Raw genomic sequence first — 14,862 nt, 5'->3', positions numbered from 1 at the left:
CCCGCAAGGGAGGCTGGGGCCCACCCCAGCCCACCCCCAGCCCCTCCGGCGCTTGAGGAGCGGGGGCCGGGGCTGGCTCCGGGTTCGGGAAGGGGCGGGGTGGGGGATTACACGCGCACCGCGGCCAGGAGGTCGGCTACCAACCTCGCCCCGTCCAGCGAGAGGACGGACTCGGGGTGGAACTGGACCCCGGCGAAGCCGGGCCCCCGCAGGGCATGGACATCGCCGGTCGACTCGTCGCGGCACAACTCCACCCGATGCATAGCCAACTCCGCCTCCACCCCCTCATCGCACCGCGCGGTAAACGTGTTGTAGAACCCCACCGTCTCCTCCCGCCCGAAGAAGTCGATCCGCTCCTGCGCCCCCTGAAACGGCACCGCCTTCCGCGCGATCTCCAACCCCAGCTCCGCCGCAAGCAGCTCGTGCCCGAGGCACACCCCGAGCAGCCCGTGCCGGTGCCCGGCCACCAACTCCGCCACCAGCCCCCGCAGGAACCGCATCTTGACATCATCGGCATCCCCCGGATCCCCCGGCCCGGGGCCGAGCACGATCGGCCCCTCGTGCGCAAGCGCGGCCTCCCGCACGCCCGGCGCGTCGTAGCGAAGCACGGTCACCGTCAGCCCCGCCGTCCGCAGCAGATGCGCCAGCATCGACGTAAAGGTGTCCTCGGCGTCGATCACCAGCGCATGCCCGGACAGCAGCCCCTCCGCCGCCTGCATCCGCAGCCAGAACGGCGCCAGGTCGGCCCGCCGCGCGTCCAGCGCCGCCCGCACCCGCGCGTCGTCCGCGAGCCGGGGACGCGAACCGGCCCCGGACCGTACGGGCGCCTCGCGCACGCCCAGCGCGGTGAGCACCCCGGCCGCCTTGGCATGCGTCTCGGCGACCTCACCCCGAGGGTCGGAGTGACGCACCAGCGTCGCCCCCACCGCCACCCGCAGCGCGCCCCCGCCGGAGATGTCGGCGGTCCGGATGAGGATCGGCGAGTCGAGGGTCTGCGCGCCGCCGCCGTCCCGCCCGATGAGCGCGAGCGCCCCCGCGTAGTAGCCGCGCCCACCCGGCTCGTACCGCTCGATCACCCGGCACGCGTTCTGCACGGGCGACCCGGTGACGGTCGCCGCGAACATCGTCTCCCGCAGCACCTCCCGCACGTCCAGCGACGAGCGCCCCCGCAGCTCGTACTCGGTGTGTGCCAGGTGCGCCATCTCCTTGAGCCGTGGCCCGACCACGACACCGCCCATGTCGCCGACGGTGCACATCATCTTCAGCTCCTCGTCCACGACCATGGACAGCTCCTCCACCTCCTTCGGGTCGTGCAGGAACTCCAGCAGCCCGTCCACCGACGCCCCGTCCTCCGGATAGCGGTACGTCCCGCTGATCGGGTTCATGACGACCGTCCCGCCGGACATCCGTACGTGCACCTCCGGGCTGGCCCCGACCAGCGTCCGCCCGCCGCCCAGCCGTACGACGTACGTCCAGTACGCGCCCCGCTCACCCGCGAGCAGCCGCCGGAAGAGCGCGAGCGCGTCGGTACTCGCGAAGCCCGGGATCTCGCCCTCGAAGGTTCGTCGGATGACGAAGTTGGCGCCTTCCCCGGTACCGATCTCGTCCTCGATGACCCGGCTCACGATCTCGGCGTACGCGTCGTCGCCGACGTCGAACCGCCCGCCCTCGACCCGCACGGCGTGCGCGGGCAGCACGTCCAGCAGCTCGGCGAGCGGCAGCGTGTACGTCTCCTCGGGCCGCAGCACGGCCAGCGGCGTCCCGTCGTCCCGTACGTCGAACCCGCGCTCCCGGATCTGCCGGAACGGCACCAGCGCGAGCGCGTCGGTCACCGCCTCCCCGCCCTCCGGCGCCCCGGTCGGCAGCGGGATATCGGTCAGCCGCTCCACCTCACCTGCCGGGCCGATGAGCACGTCGACAGTGTCGGTGTCATGCCCTGGGGTGCGGCGGTGCAGCAGGGCGAAGGGCGGGCAGTCGTCGGAGAGCAGCCGGGCGACGAGGGCCTGCGCGTCTGCGTTGTGCATGGGGGGTTCCTTCCGGAGAGGGAGGAACGACCCGCGGAAACGCCGAAGGCCGCCCCTCGGGCGGCCTTCGCGTGTGTCTGTGTCAGTGCGCGCGATTCAGTGGGCCGCCGGATGAGCGGTCCACCACCAGGTCATGGTCAGTCGCGCGAACATGGTCAGGACTCTACCTCAGGGTGCGGCAGGCGTATCAGTGGCAGTGACCGTGCCTGCCGAGCGTCTCCACGGGCCCCGCGCCGGGCCGGGTCCACTGCGGTACGGGACGGCTGGTCGGCCCCCAGGTGGCGGCGCCGTCCGTGTCCGTACGCCAGTACCAGCAGGCCGGGCGGGCCTCGGAAAGGTACCCCTCGGGGTTGTCCTCCCACGCCTCGCCGCGGCCGTAGGGCGTCATGTCGAGCAGGCCGAGGGACCCGGTGACCCGCTCGTTGCCACGTCCCGTCGTCGAGTACGTGAGGAACACGCGGTCGCCGTCGCGCAGGAAGCAGACGAGGTGCCCCATCTCCCCGCCGACCGGCGCCGCCACGCCCCGCACCGAGTACCAGGGCTGGGTGTACCCCATGAACGCCACGTAGGGCGCCACCTCGTCCCACGGCCCCTCGGTCAGGACGGCGTACGAGACGCCCCGGGCGTTGAGGTAGACGGCGTCCCGCATGTGCCAGGCCGCGAGAGTGCAGCCCTCGCACTGCCCCTGGTGCGGCGCGCCGTCGTGCCACATGTGCTGGTAGACGACGAGTTCGTCGCGCCCTTGGAAGAGATCGGTGAACGGAACCGGGCCGTCCGCGCCGGTGACCTCGACCGCGCCGTCGATCTCGACCATCGGCAGCCGCCGCCGGGCCGCGGCGATCGCGTCGCCCTCCCGGGTATGCGCCTTCTCGCGGACCAGCAGCTCGTCGCGTGCCGCCTGCCAGGTGGCCTGGTCGACGATGGGCGGCTTGGCGTTCGTCATGGTGTCCTCCACGGAGTCTCGTGCCGGGGCGCTCACCAAAAGAGACTCGCGCCCCGGCCGAAACTCATCGCGGCAACGCCCAGCCCGTCAGTTCCAGGGATTGGCGGGCTGGTCGTTGATCGCCGCCCAGAAGCGGGTGCCGTCCGGCACGTAGCCGTACGCCCAGAACGACCAGCCACCGCTGGCCTCCAGGTTCGCGCCGTACCGGCCGTCGTGGAACTCGGCCATCCGCCAGTCCGCGCCGTAGTACTGCGCACAGACGGCATCCGCCGCCGCCCGGCTGGTCAGCGACTTGCCCAGCACGGGCGGCGTCGCGGCCACCGTGCCGCGCGCCCAGCCCGCGTAGAAGTCCGGTGTGATCCCGCTCGGCACCCCGCTGCCGTTCACTCTCAGGCAGAGCATGGGGAGCGTCGCGGTGGCGACAGTGTCGCCGTTGTACGGATCGGTCGCGGAGTCGGCGCCGACCCGGACCGTGCCGTCGCCCTTGGCGAGCACGGTCCACGTCATCCCGGACGGGATGGCCGACGAGTCCGCCTGGGCGGGTGTGGCGCCCAGCGACAGCAGTACGAGCGAGGCGGCGGCCGCGAAGGTGGCGGCACCGCGGCGGAGCAACTTCCTCATGGGGCACTCCTTCGGATGGCGTCGTATGACCGGCCCGATCGGGCCGGTCACCCGGACAGCGTCCGAGGAGCGCACGGTTCCATCGCGGTTTCGCCAGGGCATGGCCGTAAGTGGCCGAGGTATGCCCGAACGTCTGTTCTTGCGCGACGCCGTCCACGTGTGCTTGGTACGGACCTTCGTTATGCGGAGCGCTTGCCCACCGAGGTGAGGTCGATGTCGACGATGAAGGGCGTCGTGACCTTGAGCCGGTTGTGGTGGATACCGGTCAGCGAGAAGCCTTCCGTGGCCGGGTCGCGTTCGTAGACGTAGACCACGGTGCGCCCCTTGTCGTTCTCCACCCGCCAGTAGTGCCGGATGCCAGCCTTCGCGTACTTGCGGGGCTTGGTGTCGCGATCCCGTTCCTCCGAGTCCGGCGACACGGCTTCGATGGCCAGCGCGACGTCTTCCGGGAGGTAGTACGTGGACGGCTCGTCGCGCTCGTACGCCTCGCTGGTCACCACGACGACATCCGGCTCGGGAGCCTGCCGCTTGGCAAGTCGTACGGTCATCTCCCGGTCGGCCCGCAACCCATCCGGGGCTTGCCGGTCCAGCTCCGCGACCAGCAGGTTGATCACCCGGCTGTGCCACTTTTCTTGAGGGCGGGGGGAGACCAGGCTGCCATTGATCAGTTCGGTGTGCGGGGGAAGCCCGGGCAGCCGCCACAGGTCCTCGGTAGTGAAGCCGCCGGGAGGCGGCGCGGTGCTCATGGCTGCGGCACGGTTCCCTTGCGTGTGTGTGGGCGATGTGGAGGCCGTTACCCCGGGCGCGGTGGCTGTCGGTGGGGGCCGTTACGTTACAGAGCCCGCGCCTCGGTCTGATGCGCGGTCAATCGCCATGCTCTTCAACGGGGAGAACCGCTCTGTCCATGAACGCACCGCCACCCGGCGGCCACAGCCCTTCCTACCCGGCGCAGCAGCCGTACCCGTACGGCCAGCCCTACCCGGGCACGCCCGCTCCGCCGCCGCCCCCGCCCCGGCGCGGCTTCTTCAGCCGCTTCAACCTCAAGACCAAGATCCAGGTGATCGCTGGTGTCCTGGTCGCGATCTTCTGCGCTGTCTGGTACGGGGTGATGGGCCACGACACCCCCGACACGGGCCCGGCCCCGGCCAACACGGACAGCACCAGCGCGTCCTCCGCCGACGTCGGAGACTGCCTGCAGAACAAGGGCTCCGAGAGCGACCCGGACCTCACCATCGTGGACTGCGGTGGCGCCACCGCGGACTACAAGGTGACGGAGCGCCAGGTGGCCGACTACGAGTGCCAGCCGGGGAACGCGACGTACCAGATGACCCGGAACGGCAGGCCGCAGTTCACGCTGTGCATGGAGCACGTGAACAAGTAGCGGTATCCGTGACCGCCGCCCGTGGGTGTGGGGTGGCGGTCACGGCCGTTCAGAGGGTGCCGTTCGCGGCGGCGGTCACGAAGTCGCCGAAGGCGTCGGGGGAGAGCAGCAGGATGGGTCCGTCGGGGTTCTTGGAGTCCCGGATCGCCATCCGGCCTGGCATCTCGGCGACCTCCACACAGTTGCCTATGTCGCTGCTGTGGCTGGACTTGCGCCACTCAGGTCTGCGTTCCATAGCGGTCCTCCATCACGCGGGTGATCAGCTTGGCCGAGTCCTGGGTGGACAGCGCGGCGGCCTGGAGGTGAGCGTAACGGAGCGTGCGGGCCGTGACGTCCTGCGGGTTTGCGGTCAAGTAGCCCGCTTCGTAGTCCTCGTTGAAGCCGAGGTCCGGGCCGTTCGGAAAACGGAACACCGTGAACGCGCCCTGAAAGCCGACGTGCGCTCCTGCCGAGTACGGCAGCACCTGGATGTTCACCCAGTCCTGGTCGCGGAAGCTCAACAGGTGGGCCAGTTGCGTTCGCATCACCTCAGGGCCGCCGACCTCTTGGTGCAAGGTGGCCTCGCCGAGAACCACCCACAACAGCAACGGGGGCCTTCGCGACAGGACGCGCTGGCGGTCCATTCGGTGCGCCAGCCGGGAGTCAGCGTTGTCCTTGTCGAGCACGCTGATCACCTCTCGTGCGTAGTCCTTGGTCTGGAGCAGACCGTTCACCACGCCCGGCTCGAAGAAGAACGCCTGGGACGCCTCGGCTTCCAGGTCCGCGTACTGCCGGTCCTGTAGCGGTACCCGAAAGCACAACGCCATCTCCAGCAGCCGCAACAACGCACCCCCGGTGCGCAACGTGTCGTCGAGCTGCATCGTGAAGCGCCGGGTTGGGATCTTCCGAGCCGTCTCGTACTGACCGATGAGCGAGCCGGTGCAGTAGACCTTCCCTCCCAACTGGTCTTGCGTCATCCCCGCCGTCTCGCGATATCGGCGTAGCTCCGCGCCAAGGTGATGCATCGGCGACGTAGTCGGGTCCAGCTTTCGGATGTTCGGCATGACAGCCCCCAACAACCAGCACGTTGTGTTCTTGAGGTAGCCCACGGTAATCGTCCGAATCCATCCTTGTGGCGTGAACGAAGACATTGCGTACCCGCCGCCCCACTACCACCTCACCTTCACCGCGCTGTCCGCCCACGCGGCCTGTCACATCCGTCGTATGGTCCGTACGTACCTGGCCATGTGGGGTATGCCTCACCTGGCTGAGCCCGCCGGGCTGGCCGTGACGGAATTACTCGCGAACGTGATCAAGCACGTGCCGGGCCGGAGCTGCACCGTGGTGCTGCTGGCGCAGGAGGGGAAACTGCGGGTCGAGGTGGGCGATGCCTCGCCTGACGTGCCCGTACGGCGCACGGCGGGGCCGCTGGACGAGAACGGGCGGGGGCTCACGATGGTGGAGCAGGTCACGGACGCGTGGGGCGTGGAGCGCAACGCGGAGGCACCGGGGAAGAAGGTGTGGTTCGAGCTCAAAGCTTGAGGGGTGTCGTCTCACAGCTTGGGCCGCGGGTCGGACACGGATGAAGACCCCGTAACCTTGTCCGGGTGACCGTGAACGCTGAATCCCACGCCGGTGGCAACACCTGGCAGTCCCTTCCCGCGGCGCAGCAGCCTGACTGGCCGGACCAAGAGGCTCTGCGCGATGTGATCGCTGAGCTTGAGGCCTATCCGCCGCTCGTCTTCGCGGGCGAGTGCGACCAGCTGCGGCACCGCCTGGGGGCCGTGGCCCGGGGTGAGGCGTTTCTGCTGCAGGGCGGCGACTGCGCCGAGGCCTTCGACGGTGTCGGCGCCGACCAGATCCGTAACAAGCTGAAGACGCTCCTGCAGATGGGCGCCGTCCTGACCTACGCCGGGTCCGTCCCGGTCGTGAAGGTCGGCCGGATCGCCGGGCAGTACAGCAAGCCGCGCTCGAAGCCGACCGAGACCCGCGACGGGGTGACCCTGCCGACGTACCGCGGGGACTCGGTCAACGGTTTCGAGTTCACGGAGGAGGCGCGGATCCCGGATCCGCAGCGCCTGAAGCGGATGTACCAGGCGTCGGCGTCGACGCTGAACCTGGTCCGCGCCTTCACCACCGGCGGCTACGCCGACCTGCGGCAGGTGCACGCCTGGAACCAGGACTTCGTGAAGTCGTCCCCGTCGGGTCAGCGCTACGAGGCGCTGGCGCGCGAGATCGACCGCGCGATGAACTTCATGAACGCCTGCGGGGTGGACCCGGAGGAGTTCAAGACCGTCGAGTTCTTCTCGTCGCACGAGGCGCTGATCCTGGACTACGAGTCGGCGATGACCCGTACCGACTCGCGGACCGGCGACCTGTACGACGTGTCCGGCCACATGGTGTGGATCGGCGAGCGCACCCGGCAGCTGGACGGGGCGCACATCGAGTTCGCGTCGAAGGTCCGTAACCCGGTGGGCGTGAAGCTGGGCCCGACGACCACGCCCGAAGAGGCGCTGACGCTGATCGAGAAGATCGACCCGGACCGGGAGCCGGGCCGCCTCACCTTCATCACCCGCATGGGCGCGGACAAGGTCCGCGACAAGCTGCCGAACCTGGTGGAGAAGGTCACCGCGTCCGGTGCGCAGGTGGTGTGGGTGTGCGACCCGATGCACGGCAACACCTTCGAGGCCGCGTCGGGCCACAAGACGCGCCGCTTCGACGATGTGCTGGACGAGGTCAAGGGCTTCTTCGAGGTCCACAAGGAGCTGGGCACCCACCCGGGCGGCATCCACGTGGAGCTGACCGGTGACGACGTCACGGAGTGCGTGGGCGGCGGCGACGAGATCTTCGTCGACGATCTGCACCAGCGCTACGAGACGGCCTGCGACCCCCGGCTGAACCGCAGCCAGTCGCTTGACCTGGCGTTCCTGGTCGCGGAGATGTACCGGGACCAGTAAGGCCAAATTGATCGTTTACGCAGGTGGGGCACGGATCACAACGATCCGTGCCCCTCGTGCGTTGTAAGCCCCCGGCGTGGTGGGTAAGGTAAGGGTAACCTCACCGATCAACGCTGGAGAGTCTGCCCGTGTACGTCTGCTCATGCTTCGGGATCACCGAGAAGCAGGTGCGCGAGCACGCGGCTACGGGCGCGTGCACGCCGCGCCAGATCGCCGGTGCCTGCAAGGCGGGCACGGACTGCGGCGGCTGCGTACGCAGGATTCAGGCGCTGCTGGGGCGCGGCGCGTGCCCACGCCGGGACACCCCTCTTGAGCCCGTCACGCTGCCCGCGGCGGCGGTCGAGGTCGCGGCCGAGGTGGCCGAGGTAGAGGCGGAAGCCGCTTAGCTGCTGCTCGGCTGCTCGATCTGCTGGGCGATGTAGAGCGCCTCACCCAGCTTCTCGATCAGTGCGAGCTGGGTGTCGAGGTAGTCGATGTGCTCCTCTTCGTCGGCGAGGATGCTCTCGAAGATGTTGGCCGACGTGATGTCGCCCTTGGTCCGCATCACCTCGATGCCGCGCTTGAGGCGGTCGATCGCCTCGGCCTCCACCTGCCGGTCGGCCTGGAACATCTCGGTGACCGTCTGGCCCACCCGGACGTGGAAGAGCCGCTGGTAATTGGGGAGGCCGTCCAGGAGAAGGATGCGGTCGGTGAGTACTTCCGCGTGCCTCATCTCATCGAACGACTCCGACCGGGTGTATGCGGCCAGTCGTGTCCAGCCATTGTTGTCCTGCATCTTCGAATGCAGAAAATACTGATTGATGGCCGTCAGCTCGCCGGTCAGCTGCTCGTTGAGGAATTCCAGAACCTCGGGGTCGCCCTGCATCGAAGGGGCTCCTTCCCATCAGAAGTGGGGAATGCCAGGTTCCGGCATCGTTGCATCGCCGCAGCTAGGGCGTCCAGCAAGGGCACGCTTACTACGAGTTGCCGCGCCGCCGCACCGCCGCCGCATGCCCTGGTCCCGACCACCCCCGGCGGTCTGAGAGCATGGAGTCCATGGGTCAGTCGGAGCACCGTGAGGGAGAGCTTGCGCAGCTGCCTCCGGGTCAGCGACTGCAGCGAGGGTGGCCGGTTACGCACTATGGGCCGGTCCCGAAATTCCGCCCGGACCGCTGGGAGTTCCGCGTCTTCGGCGCGACGGCGGACGGCGAGAAGCACTGCTGGACGCATGAAGAGTTCTCCGCCCTGCCGTACTCGACAGTCGTCGCCGATCTGCACTGCGTCACCAAGTTCTCCATGCTGGGCGCGGAATGGGGCGGTGTCGCGGCGAGCGAGATCATCAAGCTCGCGCCGCCTGCGCCCGACGTCACGCACGTCATGGTGTGGGCGGAGTACGGCTTCAGCTCGAATCTGCGGCTGACGGACTTCATGACCGACGCGGCCATGTTCGCCACCCACAAGGACGGCGAGCTGCTGACCGCCGAGCACGGCTTTCCGCTGCGGCTGATCGTGCCGCACCTCTACGCCTGGAAGGGCCCGAAATGGGTCCGCGGTGTCGAGTACATGACCGCCGACCGGCGTGGCTTCTGGGAAGAGCGCGGCTACCACAACATCGGCGACCCCTGGCGCGAGGAGCGCTACACGTACCAGGAGAAGCCGGGCGACGGCCCCGAGCTGTAGCTCGTAGCTGTCAGTTGGTGCGGCTGGACCAGCCCTCGGGGAGGGCGCCTGGCGCCACCGCGATGACCGACTCGTCGTCCGCGCCGACGTGCTCGAACAGGGTGATCCTGGCGAACTCCGGCACGACGTACACCGGGTACGTCGGGCCCTGGTCGCGGTAGGCGCGCATCGCGTCGAGGTGGTCGTTCTGGTAGCAGACGGTGCGTGCGCCGTGCTCCTCGACCCAGTGCGGGAAGAAGATCACGCCGTGCAGGCGGCGCTTGCGCGGCATGACGTTCACCGAGACGGACGTGCCGGTGGGCTCGTTCCAGGAGATCTTGAAGCTGTCGTCGTCCAGCTGGACCAGATCGACGTGCTGGTCCTTGACCCAGCGACCGCCGACCATGCCGGAGTGGATGCGGTAGTCGATGGTGTGGTCGTTCTTCACGTACATCTCGTACTGCCAGCCGTTGGCGTAGGTGTAGATGAAGCGATGGCCGACGATCCCGGAGAGGTCCTGCGGGGGTGCGACGGGGTCGGTGGCGGTGGCCATGGTCTGCCTCCTCGGGGCTGTGACTGCGTCATCCATTTTGCAGCAAAACTGTTTTGTTGCAAAACTGTGGGTCGCGGCAGAATGAGGTCCATGGACACCGCGACCGAGTTCGGCCGACTTCTCGGCCCCCTGCGCAGGGCCGTCCTGCGCACCCGTCACACCGCAGGGCTCCCCGAGCTGCCCGAGGCCCAGATCGAGCTGCTGCGGGTACTCGCCGAGGGCGATGCGACCCCGCGCGAGGTCGCGGCCCGGCTGCGGGTCGCGCCGTCCACCGTCAGCAATCTGGTCCGCGCGATGACCGCCGCCGGTCTGGTCGAGCGCACCCCGTCCACCGTTGACCTGCGCACCGTGCGGCTCGCCGCCTCGCCGAAGGCGCTGGACATGCTCGACGCTTATGACCGCACCAGTACGGCCGCCCTGCGCCGGGCGCTGGACGGCCTCGACCCGTCGAGCCGCGAGGCGCTGGAACGGGCGCTGCCCGCGCTCGACGACCTGCTCGCCGCGCTGGAGGCGGGCGGCTGACCGCTCGGCGGGCTGGCGTTCAGTGGTGGTGCTGGTGCACCACCGCGTGCCCCTTCCCTCTCCCGATCATCCACTTGTTGACCGGGGTCGTCAGGACGAAGGCGACGGCGAAGGAGAGTGCCAGGCTCAGCCAGAACAGGGCGTCGGAGAGGGTCGCGTCCATCGCGCCCGGGAACAGCAGCAGCGTGCCGTTGTCCACCAGCTCCATTACGGCGATCGACACGGTGTCGGCCGCCAGAGCCACCCGTACCGCGCTGCGCAGGCCGAGCCCGGCGCGCAGGACGCCGCGCATGGTGAGCGCGTAGCCGAAGACGAAGGCGAGCACGATCGCCAGGGCCATGGTCGGGGCGTTGTGCCAGGCGAGTGCGGTGCCGATGGCCATGCCGAGGATCTCGCCGATGGCGCAGCCGGTGAGGCAGTGCGCGGTGGCTTGGGCGGCCATGGGCCAACTGGCGGGTGCGGGGGTGTGGTTGTGGTGCGCCTGGTGCTCCATGCGGAATCCCCCAGGGGGTAGTAGCGGACCTTCGATGACAGGAACGCTATACCCCCCAGGGGTATTCCCTATGCTTCTTACCCGTCCCGCAGCGCCTTGAGGCGGGCCACATCCGCCGTGTGCCCCTCGATCCCGTCGGCCCCGCCCGGCGTCTCGACCACCAGCGGCACCCCTTCCGTGGCCGGATGCGTGAACAGCTCCCGGAACGGCTCCGCGCCGATGTGCCCGGCGCCGATGTTCTCGTGCCGGTCCTTGTGCGCGCCGACCACGTCCTTGGAGTCGTTCGCGTGGATCAGCTTCAGCCGCCCCTCGCCGGTGACGTCCACCAGCTCGTCCAGCGTCTGCTTCATCCCGCCGGGGGCGGCCAGGTCGTGCCCGGCGGCGAAGACGTGGCAGGTGTCGAGGCAGACGCCGAGCTTCGGGTGCCGGTCCAGCGCCTCGAAGTACGGGCCGAGGTCTTCGACCAGCGCGCACAGCGACGTGCCCTGCCCGGCGGTCGGCTCCAGCAGGAGCAGCGGGTCGTCGTCCCGCGTCAGCTCGTCCAGCAACGGCAGCATCCGCTCCCGCACCTGCGCCATAGCCGTCGCGCGCGCCCGCCCGCCGGTCGCCGAACCGGTGTGCACGACGACCCCGAGCGCCCCGATGTCCCGTCCGCGACGGAGCGAATGCCGCAGCGAATCGACGGAGCGGGTGGCGGTGGCCTCGGTGTGCGAACCGAAGTTGATCAGGTACGGCGCGTGGATATACACCGGCACGGTCTGCTCGGCGCACCCGGCGCGGAACGCCTCGTCCTGCGCCGGGGTGCCGGGCGGCGTGGCCCAGCCGCGCGGATTGGCGACGAAGACCTGCACGGCTTCGGCGCCGATCTTTTGGGCGTGCGGGAGGCCGGTGGCGGCGAGGCCACCGGCGACGCGGATGTGCCCGCCGATGGGGTTGCGACTGCGGTACGTACTCACCCCTCCAGCATCCCAGCTTGGCCGGGGGCCTCAGTCAGGAGTGGCCAGGGTCGCGGAAGCACCGGGAGTACACGGCGAAGGAGATGAGCGGGTCATCGCCTTCGTCCCGCTTCCTCCAGGTTGCATCCAACTGCACGTGCGTTTTGGTGTGTACGGCTAGAATTCTCCGATTTCGATTCTTGCTGGTGTCCGGGCCGTCCTCCACGACTTTCCACCCCTGCTGCGGCAATTGGACCGCAAGGTTATTCATGCCCTTCTCAAGGGTCTTGTTATCAACGTCGTAAATGGACCAGGGGTGCCGAACAACGCGATATTTTTTGGTGTTGCCGTCGCCTACGTCGCAGGGGCTGGCCATCGGGGCAAGGTCGGTCACCTTTCCCTTGATTTTCAGCGCCTCAAGCAGCCTGCTGGAGAGCGTGCCGACTTCCTCTTCTACTGCTCGACTCTTGCGAACCTGTGGTTCGTAATCCAGTCCGCTCGACTTTTCGTCCATCGAGGAACACCCCGCCGTCAGCATGAGGGCGCTCAGTAGCGCCAGGCTTGTGTAAACCTTCCTTCCGCGCGACAGGGTCACTCGCGGGCCTCCTGTTTCAGTCCAACTTCGTCGTACTCGCGCACAATGACGCTTGCTTGATTTGTCAAACTGTCTGAGGCCTCGCCGCCCTTGTAATCCCAGTAGCCACCGTGGCCCTCGGTGTCCGTTTTCATGACATTGCCGCCGAACTCTGAATCCGAGGGGACGATCCTGTCCTCACCAAGGCCGACCGACTTGCCCAAGCCTGGTACAGGGTCATCCGGGGAGGCCATAGCCCAGAAGTGTTTGGGATCGAGGCCCATGTCGCCGGGCGACTGTGCCTGCACACCAGGGCTGGCTACCGTCATCACGTCATCCACCGGCAGGGGATCGACCTTGGCGGCGTCACCCATGACCGTAGTGCCGTAGCTGTGGCCCATGAGCGTACTGTGGCCCTTTTCTCCCGTGGCCGTCTCGTGTGCCGCAGCATTGCCGTCGAGGAAGTGTCGGAGGCGGGGAGCCCCTTCAGTCGCTTGTTTATCAGACATGGCTTCGGGTAGAACGTCGTGTTCGATCATGGGTTGCACTGAGCGTGGCGAGTTGTAGTCGAACCAGGTGATCGTCGACACGGAATCTTTGGGGCGCAGGGTAGAACTCTCCCGCCACAACCTCTCACTCTTATCCAGCTCGTCTTCGATATTGGTCTGGTCCGTCAACGAGCCCGGTACATACGTTGCGGTGTGGTCGGCGGTATCCGGATTGCCGTTGGCGATGATGACCTTTCCGTCGCTATTCGCAAAGGGGTCGAATCCGAGGAGATATGCCTCGGGAAGGTTGTTCGTCCCCGTCCTCTCGAAGCGCCTCTCGATGTTGTCCATACCGGCCAACGCTTTGTCCAGCTGCTTGGCTCGATCCTCGTGTTTGTGGTGCCAGGCGAGCCATTCATCGGTGTATACTGCCTCGACCTTGGGACCGAGATTCTTGAACTTCGTCGGCTCCGCTGGGATCGCATCCCGCTCCGTCTGGTACTGGGCACGTGCCTCGCTCAGTACGGTGCGGTTCGCCTCGTCGCGCACTTCGGCGGGAAGCCCGTCCGTCTTGCCCAAGCCAGCTGGGTCCACGGCGATCAGAGCGTTCTGTTGGTCTTTGGACAGGCCCTTCCACCACGTGGCGGTCAACTTCGGATCGCCGTTCTTGGGCCGGTCCTTGATGGCGTCCAGGTAGTCCTTCGCGCCCGTGCGAACGCCCCTGGTGTCCTTCGTGGCATCAACCCAGTCGTCGGCGGAGACCGTCAGATCGTCGTCGGCCTTCAGTGACCGCAGCTTCGGAGCCCATAGCTCGTCGGCCTCCGTTGCCTCCTGGAGGGCCTGGGCGATGCGGTTGGCGCACTCCAGGGCCCGGGCGTGGTGCGGGTTGGGGTCGAAGTTGGCTGCCTGCCGGGCGACGGACTTGGCCGTATCCGACGAATCACCGGCGTCTGCGATTCCGGAGACCTTGCCGCCCTCGCCCTTCTCGCCTCCTGCCGGATAGCTCACCGAGCCATCCGCGTTCACCGTGAGCTTTTGCTCATGCGCATCCGCCACGGCGGAGTCGAGCTTGGTCTTCGCTTCCCGGAAGTCGCTCGCCATGGCGTTCAGCGCCGTACTGGCGAGACCGCACTCAACCTGGATGTAATGGAAGTTCTGGCCTAATTTCCGAAGCTGAGTGAGGGCTGCCGAAGCGGCCTCGCCCTCCAGGGCCGCCTGCATCTTGCCCGCGATTCGCCGCTCGACGCTCTCCCTGGCTTAGTCGGCCATGTTGCTGACGGACTGATAGCCGTTGGCGGCGTCCTCGAACTCCGACGGCTTGAGGGACTTGAGGGTCGCGTAGTCCACTGCTCCGCGTCACCTGCCCCGGCTCTCGCCGCCGACCGGCTTGGTGTCCCCGTATCGGCCATCCAGCCGGTCGAAGGTGTGCTTGGTGGCCTCGTCCTTCTGGTGGTGACCATCCCCGGCCTTCTCAAGCCGGTCCTGGAGCGTGCCGCATTTGCCGCTCACGCCCTTCAGGTAGCGCGTCCAGGAGTGGTACAGCTCCCGCTGGGCAGCCCCGGTCTTGCTGCCCGCACCGAGGCCCCTCTGTTCCTCCTCCAGCTTCGTGAGGGCGGTCCTGATGTTTCCCCGAAGCTTGCCGACGTCCCGGCCCGCTGCCGTCCACGCGTCGCGGTCGGACTTCAGCCTTCCCCACTCGGCGTCGAACGTCGCCATGCGCTCCCCCTCTGTCGCGTCGCCACGACTCACAGTGA

Annotated in this window: 20 protein-coding genes; 6 read left to right on the top strand and 14 right to left on the bottom strand. The window is 68.1% G+C overall.

Annotated elements, in window-relative coordinates; genetic code table 11:
* Positions 1–107: 107 nt before the first annotated feature.
* The 5 genes from ACFV9T_RS39640 to ACFV9T_RS39620 all read right to left on the bottom strand — a co-directional run bounded on the left by ACFV9T_RS39640 (position 108) and on the right by ACFV9T_RS39620 (position 4,334).
* Positions 108–2,024: an anthranilate synthase family protein gene (locus ACFV9T_RS39640; RefSeq protein WP_385447885.1), complete on the bottom strand. Its 1,917-nt coding sequence runs from the start codon at positions 2,022–2,024 to the stop codon at positions 108–110.
* Positions 2,025–2,120: 96 nt separating this feature from the next.
* On the bottom strand, positions 2,121–2,177 hold the full coding sequence (locus ACFV9T_RS39635) for a trp operon leader peptide (protein WP_106516695.1): 57 nt from the start codon (positions 2,175–2,177) through the stop codon (positions 2,121–2,123).
* A 34-nt stretch (positions 2,178–2,211) separates the two neighbouring features.
* On the bottom strand, positions 2,212–2,967 hold the full coding sequence (locus ACFV9T_RS39630; protein ID WP_385447884.1) for a DUF899 family protein: 756 nt from the start codon (positions 2,965–2,967) through the stop codon (positions 2,212–2,214).
* 87 nt (positions 2,968–3,054) lie between these two features.
* Positions 3,055–3,588 carry a hypothetical protein gene (locus ACFV9T_RS39625; protein ID WP_385447882.1) on the bottom strand — a complete coding sequence of 178 codons (534 nt, stop codon included), beginning with the start codon at positions 3,586–3,588 and terminating at the stop codon, positions 3,055–3,057.
* Positions 3,589–3,767: 179 nt separating this feature from the next.
* Positions 3,768–4,334, bottom strand: a complete 567-nt coding sequence (locus tag ACFV9T_RS39620; RefSeq protein WP_385447879.1) for a Uma2 family endonuclease — start codon at positions 4,332–4,334, stop codon at positions 3,768–3,770.
* A gap of 158 nt (positions 4,335–4,492) precedes the next feature.
* Here ACFV9T_RS39620 and ACFV9T_RS39615 point away from each other — a divergent pair, with 158 nt between their 5' ends.
* Entirely contained in the window at positions 4,493–4,969 is a 477-nt protein-coding gene (locus ACFV9T_RS39615; protein WP_385447877.1) for a hypothetical protein, read from the top strand.
* A gap of 49 nt (positions 4,970–5,018) precedes the next feature.
* On the opposite strand, the gene ACFV9T_RS39610 is transcribed toward ACFV9T_RS39615, so the two are convergent.
* Positions 5,019–5,204, bottom strand: a complete 186-nt coding sequence (locus ACFV9T_RS39610) for a DUF397 domain-containing protein (RefSeq protein ID WP_385447874.1) — start codon at positions 5,202–5,204, stop codon at positions 5,019–5,021.
* A complete protein-coding gene (locus ACFV9T_RS39605; protein WP_385447872.1) occupies positions 5,188–6,012 on the bottom strand; it encodes a helix-turn-helix domain-containing protein in 825 nt (274 codons plus the stop codon). Before ACFV9T_RS39605 ends, ACFV9T_RS39610 begins: the two co-directional genes overlap by 17 nt.
* Before the next feature lie 73 nt (positions 6,013–6,085).
* Between ACFV9T_RS39605 and ACFV9T_RS39600 the strand changes: the two genes are divergently transcribed.
* The 3 genes from ACFV9T_RS39600 (at position 6,086) to ACFV9T_RS39590 (ending at position 8,291) form a co-directional block, all read left to right on the top strand.
* A complete protein-coding gene (locus ACFV9T_RS39600; RefSeq protein WP_385447870.1) occupies positions 6,086–6,490 on the top strand; it encodes an ATP-binding protein in 405 nt (134 codons plus the stop codon).
* Between the two features lie 65 nt (positions 6,491–6,555).
* A complete protein-coding gene (locus ACFV9T_RS39595; protein WP_385447868.1) occupies positions 6,556–7,905 on the top strand; it encodes a class II 3-deoxy-7-phosphoheptulonate synthase in 1,350 nt (449 codons plus the stop codon).
* 128 nt (positions 7,906–8,033) lie between these two features.
* On the top strand, positions 8,034–8,291 hold the full coding sequence (locus ACFV9T_RS39590; protein WP_385447865.1) for a bacterioferritin-associated ferredoxin: 258 nt from the start codon (positions 8,034–8,036) through the stop codon (positions 8,289–8,291).
* Here the strand turns inward: ACFV9T_RS39590 and bfr are convergent.
* Positions 8,288–8,770, bottom strand: coding sequence for a bacterioferritin (bfr, locus tag ACFV9T_RS39585; protein WP_385447862.1), 483 nt, complete (start codon positions 8,768–8,770; stop codon positions 8,288–8,290). The two genes, ACFV9T_RS39590 and bfr, sit on opposite strands and share 4 nt — an antisense overlap.
* 170 nt (positions 8,771–8,940) lie before the next feature.
* Here bfr and ACFV9T_RS39580 point away from each other — a divergent pair, with 170 nt between their 5' ends.
* Positions 8,941–9,564: a sulfite oxidase-like oxidoreductase gene (locus ACFV9T_RS39580; RefSeq protein WP_385447860.1), complete on the top strand. Its 624-nt coding sequence runs from the start codon at positions 8,941–8,943 to the stop codon at positions 9,562–9,564.
* Between the two features lie 10 nt (positions 9,565–9,574).
* Here the strand turns inward: ACFV9T_RS39580 and ACFV9T_RS39575 are convergent, their stop codons facing one another.
* Positions 9,575–10,096, bottom strand: coding sequence for a phenolic acid decarboxylase (locus tag ACFV9T_RS39575; protein WP_385447857.1), 522 nt, complete (start codon positions 10,094–10,096; stop codon positions 9,575–9,577).
* A gap of 90 nt (positions 10,097–10,186) precedes the next feature.
* Here ACFV9T_RS39575 and ACFV9T_RS39570 point away from each other — a divergent pair, with 90 nt between their 5' ends.
* Positions 10,187–10,618 (top strand): MarR family winged helix-turn-helix transcriptional regulator, encoded by a 432-nt coding sequence (locus tag ACFV9T_RS39570; protein ID WP_385447854.1) that lies wholly within the window; start codon positions 10,187–10,189, stop codon positions 10,616–10,618.
* Between the two features lie 19 nt (positions 10,619–10,637).
* Here ACFV9T_RS39570 and ACFV9T_RS39565 read toward each other — a convergent pair whose 3' ends face one another.
* From ACFV9T_RS39565 to ACFV9T_RS39545, 5 genes are all read right to left on the bottom strand, one after another.
* Positions 10,638–11,111 (bottom strand): DUF4396 domain-containing protein, encoded by a 474-nt coding sequence (locus ACFV9T_RS39565; RefSeq protein ID WP_385447852.1) that lies wholly within the window; start codon positions 11,109–11,111, stop codon positions 10,638–10,640.
* 77 nt (positions 11,112–11,188) lie between these two features.
* On the bottom strand, positions 11,189–12,067 hold the full coding sequence (locus ACFV9T_RS39560; RefSeq protein ID WP_385447850.1) for a deoxyribonuclease IV: 879 nt from the start codon (positions 12,065–12,067) through the stop codon (positions 11,189–11,191).
* Positions 12,068–12,101: 34 nt separating this feature from the next.
* Positions 12,102–12,641, bottom strand: a complete 540-nt coding sequence (locus ACFV9T_RS39555; protein WP_385447848.1) for a hypothetical protein — start codon at positions 12,639–12,641, stop codon at positions 12,102–12,104.
* Positions 12,638–14,329, bottom strand: coding sequence for an alpha/beta hydrolase (locus ACFV9T_RS39550; protein WP_385447845.1), 1,692 nt, complete (start codon positions 14,327–14,329; stop codon positions 12,638–12,640). Before ACFV9T_RS39550 ends, ACFV9T_RS39555 begins: the two co-directional genes overlap by 4 nt.
* 135 nt (positions 14,330–14,464) lie before the next feature.
* A complete protein-coding gene (locus ACFV9T_RS39545) occupies positions 14,465–14,824 on the bottom strand; it encodes a hypothetical protein (protein ID WP_385447843.1) in 360 nt (119 codons plus the stop codon).
* Positions 14,825–14,862 lie beyond the last annotated feature (38 nt).

Origin of the sequence: Streptomyces sp. NPDC059850, from assembly GCF_042731515.1 — a bacterium.
Lineage (GTDB): Bacteria > Actinomycetota > Actinomycetes > Streptomycetales > Streptomycetaceae > Streptomyces.
This window is presented reverse-complemented; position numbering and strand designations above follow the sequence as displayed.

Excerpts from the sequence above, each read along its gene's own strand:
- ACFV9T_RS39640 (WP_385447885.1), bottom strand. The coding sequence starts at position 2,024 with ATGCACAACGCAGACGCGCAGGCCCTCGTCGCCCGGCTGCTCTCCGAC.
- ACFV9T_RS39630 (WP_385447884.1), bottom strand. The coding sequence starts at position 2,967 with ATGACGAACGCCAAGCCGCCCATCGTCGACCAGGCCACCTGGCAGGCG.
- ACFV9T_RS39625 (WP_385447882.1), bottom strand. The coding sequence starts at position 3,588 with ATGAGGAAGTTGCTCCGCCGCGGTGCCGCCACCTTCGCGGCCGCCGCC.
- ACFV9T_RS39620 (WP_385447879.1), bottom strand. The coding sequence starts at position 4,334 with ATGAGCACCGCGCCGCCTCCCGGCGGCTTCACTACCGAGGACCTGTGG.
- ACFV9T_RS39615 (WP_385447877.1), top strand. The coding sequence starts at position 4,493 with ATGAACGCACCGCCACCCGGCGGCCACAGCCCTTCCTACCCGGCGCAG.
- ACFV9T_RS39610 (WP_385447874.1), bottom strand. The coding sequence starts at position 5,204 with ATGGAACGCAGACCTGAGTGGCGCAAGTCCAGCCACAGCAGCGACATA.
- ACFV9T_RS39605 (WP_385447872.1), bottom strand. The coding sequence starts at position 6,012 with ATGCCGAACATCCGAAAGCTGGACCCGACTACGTCGCCGATGCATCAC.
- bfr (WP_385447862.1), bottom strand. The coding sequence starts at position 8,770 with ATGCAGGGCGACCCCGAGGTTCTGGAATTCCTCAACGAGCAGCTGACC.
- ACFV9T_RS39580 (WP_385447860.1), top strand. The coding sequence starts at position 8,941 with ATGGGTCAGTCGGAGCACCGTGAGGGAGAGCTTGCGCAGCTGCCTCCG.
- ACFV9T_RS39575 (WP_385447857.1), bottom strand. The coding sequence starts at position 10,096 with ATGGCCACCGCCACCGACCCCGTCGCACCCCCGCAGGACCTCTCCGGG.
- ACFV9T_RS39570 (WP_385447854.1), top strand. The coding sequence starts at position 10,187 with ATGGACACCGCGACCGAGTTCGGCCGACTTCTCGGCCCCCTGCGCAGG.
- ACFV9T_RS39565 (WP_385447852.1), bottom strand. The coding sequence starts at position 11,111 with ATGGAGCACCAGGCGCACCACAACCACACCCCCGCACCCGCCAGTTGG.
- ACFV9T_RS39550 (WP_385447845.1), bottom strand. The coding sequence starts at position 14,329 with ATGCAGGCGGCCCTGGAGGGCGAGGCCGCTTCGGCAGCCCTCACTCAG.
- ACFV9T_RS39545 (WP_385447843.1), bottom strand. The coding sequence starts at position 14,824 with ATGGCGACGTTCGACGCCGAGTGGGGAAGGCTGAAGTCCGACCGCGAC.